This window comes from Pseudomonas sp. PS02290, assembly GCF_029960075.1.
Lineage (GTDB): Bacteria > Pseudomonadota > Gammaproteobacteria > Pseudomonadales > Pseudomonadaceae > Aquipseudomonas.
Map to the genome: position 1 here is coordinate 1 of NZ_JASCOY010000153.1, position 8208 is coordinate 8208.

General features: G+C 63.3%; 6 protein-coding genes and 1 pseudogene. 5 read left to right on the top strand and 2 right to left on the bottom strand.

Annotated elements, in window-relative coordinates; translation table 11 throughout:
* Positions 1-177: 177 nt before the first annotated feature.
* Positions 178-477 carry an ArsR/SmtB family transcription factor gene (locus QMX88_RS28000; protein WP_192172389.1) on the bottom strand — a complete coding sequence of 100 codons (300 nt, stop codon included), beginning with the start codon at positions 475-477 and terminating at the stop codon, positions 178-180.
* Between the two features lie 398 nt (positions 478-875).
* Between QMX88_RS28000 and QMX88_RS28005 the strand changes: the two genes are divergently transcribed.
* Both QMX88_RS28005 and QMX88_RS28010 read left to right on the top strand, forming a co-directional pair.
* On the top strand, positions 876-2393 hold the full coding sequence (locus QMX88_RS28005) for a nucleobase:cation symporter-2 family protein (protein WP_282373498.1): 1518 nt from the start codon (positions 876-878) through the stop codon (positions 2391-2393).
* A 42-nt stretch (positions 2394-2435) separates the two neighbouring features.
* Positions 2436-2918, top strand: coding sequence for an LEA type 2 family protein (locus QMX88_RS28010; RefSeq protein ID WP_282373499.1), 483 nt, complete (start codon positions 2436-2438; stop codon positions 2916-2918).
* Between the two features lie 21 nt (positions 2919-2939).
* On the opposite strand, the gene QMX88_RS28015 is transcribed toward QMX88_RS28010, so the two are convergent.
* Complete coding sequence (locus QMX88_RS28015) at positions 2940-3986, bottom strand: LacI family DNA-binding transcriptional regulator (RefSeq protein ID WP_282373500.1); 1047 nt, start codon at positions 3984-3986, stop codon at positions 2940-2942.
* A gap of 333 nt (positions 3987-4319) precedes the next feature.
* On the opposite strand from QMX88_RS28015, the gene QMX88_RS28020 reads away from it, so the two are divergent.
* The 3 genes and pseudogenes from QMX88_RS28020 to QMX88_RS28030 form a co-directional block, all read left to right on the top strand.
* Positions 4320-6443 (top strand): TonB-dependent receptor, encoded by a 2124-nt coding sequence (locus QMX88_RS28020; protein ID WP_282373503.1) that lies wholly within the window; start codon positions 4320-4322, stop codon positions 6441-6443.
* 45 nt (positions 6444-6488) lie between these two features.
* Positions 6489-7889: an LLM class flavin-dependent oxidoreductase gene (locus tag QMX88_RS28025; protein WP_282373501.1), complete on the top strand. Its 1401-nt coding sequence runs from the start codon at positions 6489-6491 to the stop codon at positions 7887-7889.
* Positions 7886-8208: pseudogene (locus tag QMX88_RS28030) on the top strand (aliphatic sulfonate ABC transporter substrate-binding protein); the annotation flags it as partial. The gene QMX88_RS28025 and the pseudogene QMX88_RS28030, both read left to right, overlap by 4 nt.

Here is an 8208-nt window from a genome sequence, read left to right on the forward strand (position 1 = left end):
GGCTAAAGCCGGTCCTACAGTCGACGCCAATCCTGCTGGATGCATGCAATGCATTTAGTGGGACCGGCTTTAGCCGGGAAGGGGCCGGTTGGTTCATCCCAGATGTTGATTGTTCCCACGCTCCGCGTGGTAACACCGCCCCGGACGCTCCGCGTCCTGCAGATCACGCGAGGTGTATTAGATCAGCATCAGCTGCCGAGCGTAGGCGTGCAGTACCTCGCGCTGGATCATGAAGCTGGCGTATTTGCCTTCGCGCAGGGTGGCGATGAGGCCGGCGCGCTCGAGCTCTTTGGTGTGATGGGAAACGGTCGCGGCGCTGACGGGGTGGACCTTCAGCACTTCGGCGCAGGGCAGCGCCTGTTCACTGTCGCCGATCTGAACCAGAATCCGAAAGCGGCGGCTGTCGGCCAGCGCCCGGGCGATCAATGCGAATTGCGAGTCACTCAACGGGAACTGCTGTGCCGTGCTGTTAATCATTGTGACGCCTCAGTAAAAACCTCCTTGTCCAGAGATACTGCGGAACAAACTCGACAGGCTGATGACGGTCACCATTGATGACGGTCGACACTGGCGGTCAACAGTATGGAGGCTTCCGGCAAAAGATGGTTCAGCGCCGTGAGCATTACCTGGAACCACCCGACATTGATCGCTGACCGCGTTAATGTTTTCTGGCATCCTGCGCGCCCTTTTTACCTCGGCCGACTGCCATGCCCCGCCTTGCGCTTTGTACACAATCTCCTACCAAACTGTATTTAAGTGTGTGGACATGTTGTACAGTCGGCAATCCTGACCGGCAAGACAAGATGTCCGCACCGGTCGGAGATGTGTCATCCGCAAAGCCCATGACCCCATAAAAACAAAATGGCAGGCTAACCATGACCGCACCCCGCAACAGCGCCCCGACCCGCTCGGCTTCTGCTTCAGTCTCGTCCAGAACAGACCTCATCTACGGCCTGCATGACCGGCCGCATTTCACCGCCGCGATCTTTGCGGCGTTACAGCACGTGCTCGCCAGTTTCGTCGGCATCATCACTCCCACCCTCATCGTCGGCAGCGTGCTCGGGCTGGACAGTGAAGTGCCGTACCTGATTAGCATGGCGTTGTTCGTGTCCGGGCTGGGCACCTTTGTTCAGGCCAAACGCTTCGGCCCGATCGGCTCGGGGCTGCTGTGCCTGCAGGGCACCAGCTTTTCCTTCCTCAGCGTGATCCTGAGCGCCGGGTTTCTGGTCAAGAGTCGCGGCGGCGGCACCGACGAAATCCTCTCGACGATCTTCGGCGTGTGCTTCTGCGCAGCGTTCGTCGAGGTCGCCCTCAGCCAGTTCATCGGCAAATTGCGCAAGCTGATCACCCCGGTGGTCACGGGCACGATCATTACCCTGATGGGCCTGTCGCTGTTGAAAGTGGCCATGACCGACATGGCCGGCGGCTTCGGCGCCAGCGACCTGGGTTCGGCGGCGAACATGGGCCTGGCCGGCCTGGTGCTGATCACCATCGTGGTGCTCAACCGGTTCAATATTCCGTTACTGCGCCTGAGCGCAATCATCATCGGCCTGACCCTGGGCTTCGCCGTCGCGTGGTTCATGGGCCGGGTGGATTTCGCGCAGATGCCCCATGTGCCGGTGATGAGCCTGCCGGTGCCGTTCAAATACGGCTTTTCCTTCGATCTGCTGGCGTTCATCCCCATCGCGGTGATCTTTCTGGTGTCGCCGCTGGAGGCCGCCGGGGACCTCACCGCCAACTCGATGATCTCTCAGCAGCCGGTGAGCGGGCCGGTGTACATCCGCCGGATCAAGTCGGGGCTGCTGGCAGACGGGCTGAATTCGGCGCTGGCCGCGACCTTCAACAGCCTGCCCATGGTGACCTTCGCGCAGAACAACGGGGTGATTCAGCTGACGGGCGTGGCCAGCCGCTACGTGGCGTTTTTCATCGCCGGGATTCTGGTGCTGCTGGGCCTGTTCCCGATCATCGGGGCCGTGCTGCAACTGATGCCGAAGCCGGTGCTGGGTGGCGCAACGCTGATCATGTTCGGCACCGTCGCGGTGGCCGGAATCAAGATCCTCTCGGAGGCCGGTCTGCATCGGCGCAATATGCTGATCGTGGCGATTTCTCTGGGCATGGGCCTGGGCGTCGCGGCCGTGCCGGAGGTCTTGCGCGAGCTGCCGAAGGCGCTGCACAACATTTTCGAATCGCCCATCACCGTCGGCGCGTTCTGCGCGATCATCCTCAACATCTTTCTGCCGGAGGAATACCAGGAGCCGGAGCTCACCGAATTCGACCCGGAAGCTGCCACGCTTAAGGTGCTGCAGGATCCGCCCCCTAGCCCTGCCGCGGGACCTGACGCAGAACCTCTACCGGCGCGCGGGGTCGCACACTTGAATCGTCTGGACGTTTGAAGGGGCGTGTTGCGCCCCAACGGCCTGCCATGGGAGTCACCGATGCCGCTACGCCCGATCCGCACCCTCCTCGCCGGCCTGACCCTGGTGCTCGCACTCAGCGCCTGCGCGCTGTTTCCCAGCCGCGATCCGCTGAACATCAACGTAGTGGGCATCGATCCCCTGCCCGGCCAGGATCTGGAAATCCGCTTCGCCGTGAAGCTGCGCCTGCAAAACCCTAACGACACCGACATCCAGTACGACGGTGTGGCGCTGAATCTGGACGTCAACGGCCGCTTGCTTGCCTCTGGCGTGAGCGACCAGAAAGGCACGATCGGGCGGTTCTCCGAAGGCGTGTTGACGGTGCCGGTCACCGTGTCAGCCTTTGCCGCACTGCGCCAGGCGGTGGGCCTTGCCGATCAGCAACGGCTGGACAACCTGCCCTACGAGCTGCACGGCAAGCTGGCCGGCGGACTGTTCGGCCCGATGCGCTTCGAAGACAGCGGCACGCTGAACCTGCCGAAACCGGCCAGCGGCACTTGGTGATGGCGGCTTGGCAGAACGTCGCTAGGTACTTTCCCGACCGATCAACCGGCACTCCAGCAGATTCAACCGCTGAAAGACCTCGTCCGTGACAATCACACCCAGCCGTTGCAGCACCCGCTCGGCAGCGAGCACACCGATCTGAAGCGCCGGCGGCTTGATCGTGCTGAGGCTGGGCATGAGCATTTCGGCGAAGGGGTAATCGCCGAAACCCAGCATCGCGCAGTCACCCGGAATGCTTACCCCTGCACGCTGGGCCGCGAGCAAACCGCCGGCGGCCAGGTTGTCGTTGGCGAAGAAGATTGCGTCGGGAGGCGTGGCCCGCTGCATCAGTTCGGTGAGCGCCTGCTTGCCGGCTTCGAACGGCGCGAGATCACCCGCCGGAGTGAAAATCTGCGGGCTGACCCCGGCCCCCCCCAGGGCCTGCATATACCCGGCGCAACGCTCCTGGGCACTGAAGTCCCCCGCCGCACTGTTGAGCACGAACGCAATTCGCTGATAGCCGCGTTGAAGCAGATAACGCGCGCCAGTGACCCCGACCTCGTGATGGGAAAAGCCGATCTGGATCGGCGCGCGGTCGGGCTGGTAGTCCCAGGTTTCGATCAGCGGAATGTCCGCCGCCGCGAGCATCTTCTCCGTGGCCTCACTGTGGAAGTGACTGGTGACCACCAGCGCAGCGGGTGACCAGCCGAGAAACGCGCGGATCGCCCGCTCTTCCTGTTCCGTGGAGAAATAGCTCGACGCCAGCAGTAACTGATAGCCGTGCCGGGCCAGGGTGTCGCTGAAGCCCTGGATGGTGTCCGCAAAAATCGGCCCGGAGATGTTCGGCACCACCATCGCCACGATCCTGCCCTTGGCCGACGCCAGCCCTCCGGCCACCAGATTAGGCACGTATCCCAGCTCGGCGACGGCTGCCGCAATGCGCTGACGATGCTCGTCGGACACCTGATCCGGCTGATTGAAATAACGCGACACGGTCATCGTCGACACGCCGACGTGGCGAGCAACCGCGTCCTGAGTGACGCGCCCGGCACCGCGCCGCTTGCGTGGGGGATCCGCTGTGTCCGTCAAAACGCCCGCTCCTGTCAAAAGCCTGTTTATAACCAGAGATTATTTAAAGCTGATTTTTCAGTATTGGACGGTCTATCCACCGGTTACCGATACTGGCGATGTTAGCGCTAACTGACAGTATCAGCTACTCGCTTGAGCGAATGCCCACCTTTCTGCCGCGCAGCACACCAGTGGCCGCAGAGCCACCTTCCGACAGGCATTCATCAGCGAGCAACGATCATGCGACAAACCGGGGCGTTCCATTCACCGAGTCACCTTAGTCAGGCCATTGCCACCGCATTCGCGCTGTGCGCACTGCCGGCCTTCGCGGCGGACGTATCGACCGCGCCGCCAATGGCGGAGCAAGCACCCGAAACCGCCACCCTGCAGGCGGTCACGGTCACCGCCACCCGCCGGGAAGAACCGCTGCAGCAGGTCCCGGTGGCCGTCACGGTACTGGACGGCGAACAGCTGGAGCGTGACAACCGCAACGGCGTTGCCAGTATCGCGCAGCAAGTGCCTGCGCTGAATTTCCGCACCGGTGCCTCGAACAAGGACACTTCATTGTTCATGCGCGGCGTCGGCACCATTTCCACGTCCCCGGGCGTCGAGCCGACTGTCGCGACGGTGGTGGACGGCGTGGTCTATGCGCGGCCCGGCCAAGCGACCCTGGACCTGCTGGACCTGGAACGCATCGAAGTCCTGCGTGGCCCCCAAGGCACGCTGTTCGGCAAGAACGCCTCGGCCGGTGTGCTGAACATCGTCAGCAAGGCGCCCACCGCAGAGACCCACGGCTACATCGATCAGTCGTACTACAGCGGCAATGAAAGCCGCACCCGTTTCGGCATTGGCGGCAGCCTGATTCCCGATACGCTGAAAGCCTCGGTCACGACCCTGTTTGGCACCTACGACGGCAACGTGCACAACAAGGCCAACGGGCAGGAGGTCAACGGCTACAACCACAAAGGCGCGCGCGGCAAGCTGGAATTCACTCCCAATGAAGACGTCAAGCTGATCGTCATCGGCGACTACATGCAGTCCCACGATGACACCCCCAACGGGGTCATCAGCCAGTCGCTGACACCGGCCTTCGCCAACGCGCTGTCGCCGGTGCGCGCCAGCAACGACAACCGCGATCTGGTCAGTGACTACCGCAGCCATGTCGACGACATCAACAAAGGCTTGTCTGCCCAGTTGGACTTGAACCTGGGCGATTACACGCTGACCTCGATCACCGCCTGGCGCGGCTGGAACAACACCCAGTGGCAGGATGGCGACCGACTGGCCAACGTCAGCGCCGCCTTCCCCGGCACCGAAGACAAGGGCGATCTGGATTTCAACCAGTACTCCCAGGAGCTGCGACTGGCCTCGCCGAAAGGCCAGTTCCTCGAGTACGTCGGCGGCCTGTATTACATGCACGGCAAGGACGACGAAACCTATCGCCGCACGCTGATCACGCCCACCGCGACCAACACCGGCGTCGCCGACTACAGCACCACCAGCGACAGCTACGCGGTGTTCGGCGAAAGCACGCTGAATTTCACCCCGGCGTTTCGCGGCATCGCCGGTCTGCGCTGGACCCACGACGACCTGGAATACGATCACCGCCGCGTCTCGACGTCCGCCACTACGGTCAGCGGCATTCAGCCCGGCACCAGCAGCTCCGGTTCGGTGGACGAAGACGGCTGGTCCGGGCGGCTGGGCGTGCAATATGACCTGAGCGATTCGGTCATGGCTTACCTCACCTACTCGCGCGGCTACAAAGGCCCGGCCTACAACGTGTTCTTCAACATGCAGCCCCGGGACACCGGCGCGCTCAAACCTGAAACCTCGAACAACTGGGAGCTGGGCATCAAAGCCACCACCTGGAACCACCGCCTGACCACCAACGTCGCGGTGTTCCACAGCGAGTACAGCAACTATCAGGCGAACTTCTTCGACAGCGTCGCGGGCCAGGTGGTGACCCGGCTGATCAACGCCGGCAGCGTCAGCACCGAAGGGATCGAGGCCGACTACGCCTTGCAGGCCACACGCAACCTGAAGTTCTCCGGCGCCATCGCCTACACCAAGGCGCGCATCGACCAGTTCAGCTGCCCGGCGGGCGCGGCGGCGTCCTGTGACGTGAACGGCAAGACGCTGCCCTACGCGCCGGACTGGAAAAGTTACGTACGCGCCGATTACACCATCCCGCTGGACAACGGGCTGGACATCGAACTGGGCACTGATTACAGCTGGCAGAGCGAAGTGCAGTACGACATCAGCCAGAACCCGGACACCAAACAGGGCGCCTACGGCCTGTGGAACGCCAGCGCAGCCGTGGCCGATTACAGCAATGGCTGGCGCGTCGCGGTGCTGGCGAAAAACCTCACCGACAGATCCTATTCCCCCCTGCTTGCCAGCGGCACGGGTTACATCTACCGCGCCGTGCCACGGGACGACGAGCGCTACTTCGGCGTGCAAGTGCGCAAGGATTTCTGAACATGGGCGAACCGTCACAAGGACACTGCATGAAAGGCATCGGCAATGAGCACTGAATCCCGCCACATACACACTGAGCCCCGGCAGATGAAATTGGGCGCGTTCCTGATGGCCACCGGGCACCACGTTGCGGCGTGGCGCCACCCGGACGTGCCGGCCAACGCGGGCCTGGACTTCAAGCACTACAAACACCTGGCGCAGGTGGCCGAAGCAGCGAAGTTCGACACGCTGTTCATCGCCGACAGCGTGGCGGCCGCGACGGGGGACGCCGCCAGCTCCATGGCGCGTTCGGACCACTTCGAACCCCTGACGCTGGTTTCGGCGTTGAGTGCCGTCACCGAGCGCATCGGCCTGATCGTCACCGCCACTACCAGCTACAACGAGCCCTTTCACATCGCCCGTAAATTTGCCTCGCTGGATCACCTTTCAGGGGGCCGCGCGGGCTGGAATCTGGTCACCTCGGATGCCGCCGCCGAAGCCCTTAACTTCGGCCGCGACGAGCACATCGATCATGCCGAGCGCTACAGCCGCGCCCGGGAGTTTCATCAGGTGGTGACCGGATTGTGGGACAGCTGGGACGACGACGCTTTTGTTCGGGACAAGGCCAGTGGCGCGTATTACCGCCCTGACGGCCTCCACGTGCTGGATCATCAGGGTGAGCACTTCAAGGTCAAAGGCCCGCTCAATGTGGCCCGCTCGCCCCAGGGTCAGCCGGTGGTGGTTCAGGCCGGCTCGTCGGAAGCGGGCCGCACGCTGGCGGCGCAGACCGCCGAAGTGGTGTTCACCGCTCAGGCCTCGCTGGCCGCTGCCCAGGCGTTCTATCAGGACCTGAAGTCCCGCGCCGCCAGATTCGGCCGAGACCCCGACACGCTCAAGATCATGCCCGGCATGTTCGTGGTGGTCGGTGACAGCGAGGCCCAGGCCCGGGACAAATTCGAGGCATTCCAGGCGCTGGTTGAGCCCCGCGTGGGTGTCGCGTTACTGGGAAGAATGCTCGGCAATTTCGACCTCTCGGGTTACCCGCTGGACGAACCCTTGCCCGCGCTGCCATTGACCCGGAGCGGCCAGCAAAGCCGCCAGGCCCTGCTCTCGCAACTGGCGCAGGACGAGAACCTGACCCTGGCCCAGCTAGGACGAAAAATCGCCGGCGGTCGAGGCCACTTCAGTGTGGTCGGCACCCCGAGTCAGATCGCCGATCAGTGGCAGATATGGTTCGAGCAGGGCGCGGCCGACGGCTTCAACGTGCTGGTGCCGCACTTGCCGGGCGGGCTGGAAGACGTCGCGCACAAGGTGATTCCGGAGCTGCAGCGGCGCGGCTTGTTCCGACAGGACTACACCGGCAGCACCTTGCGCGAGCACCTGGGTTTGCCGCGTCCGGCCAACCGCTTCAGCGCGCCGCCAGGCCATCGCCCTGCACACAGAAACCAAGAGGGTTTGAAAGGATGAAGACATTGCGCACATTGGGCAGCGCATTGCTGGCCGTGATCGGGATCAACCTGGCCTGGGCGAACGTCGCGTCCGCAGCCGACTCATCCGACCCGGCCGAGTTGCGCATCGGGTATCAGAAGGGCTCGATTGCGTTGGTGCTGGCCAAGGAACAGGGGCTGCTGGAGAAGCGCTTCCCGAATACCCACGTGCAGTGGATCGAATTCCCGGCCGGGCCGCAGATGCTGGAGGCGTTGAATATCGGGGCGTTGGACGTGGGCTCCACCGGCGACATTCCGCCGCTGTTCGCCCAGGCCGCCGGCGCCGATCTGCTCTACAT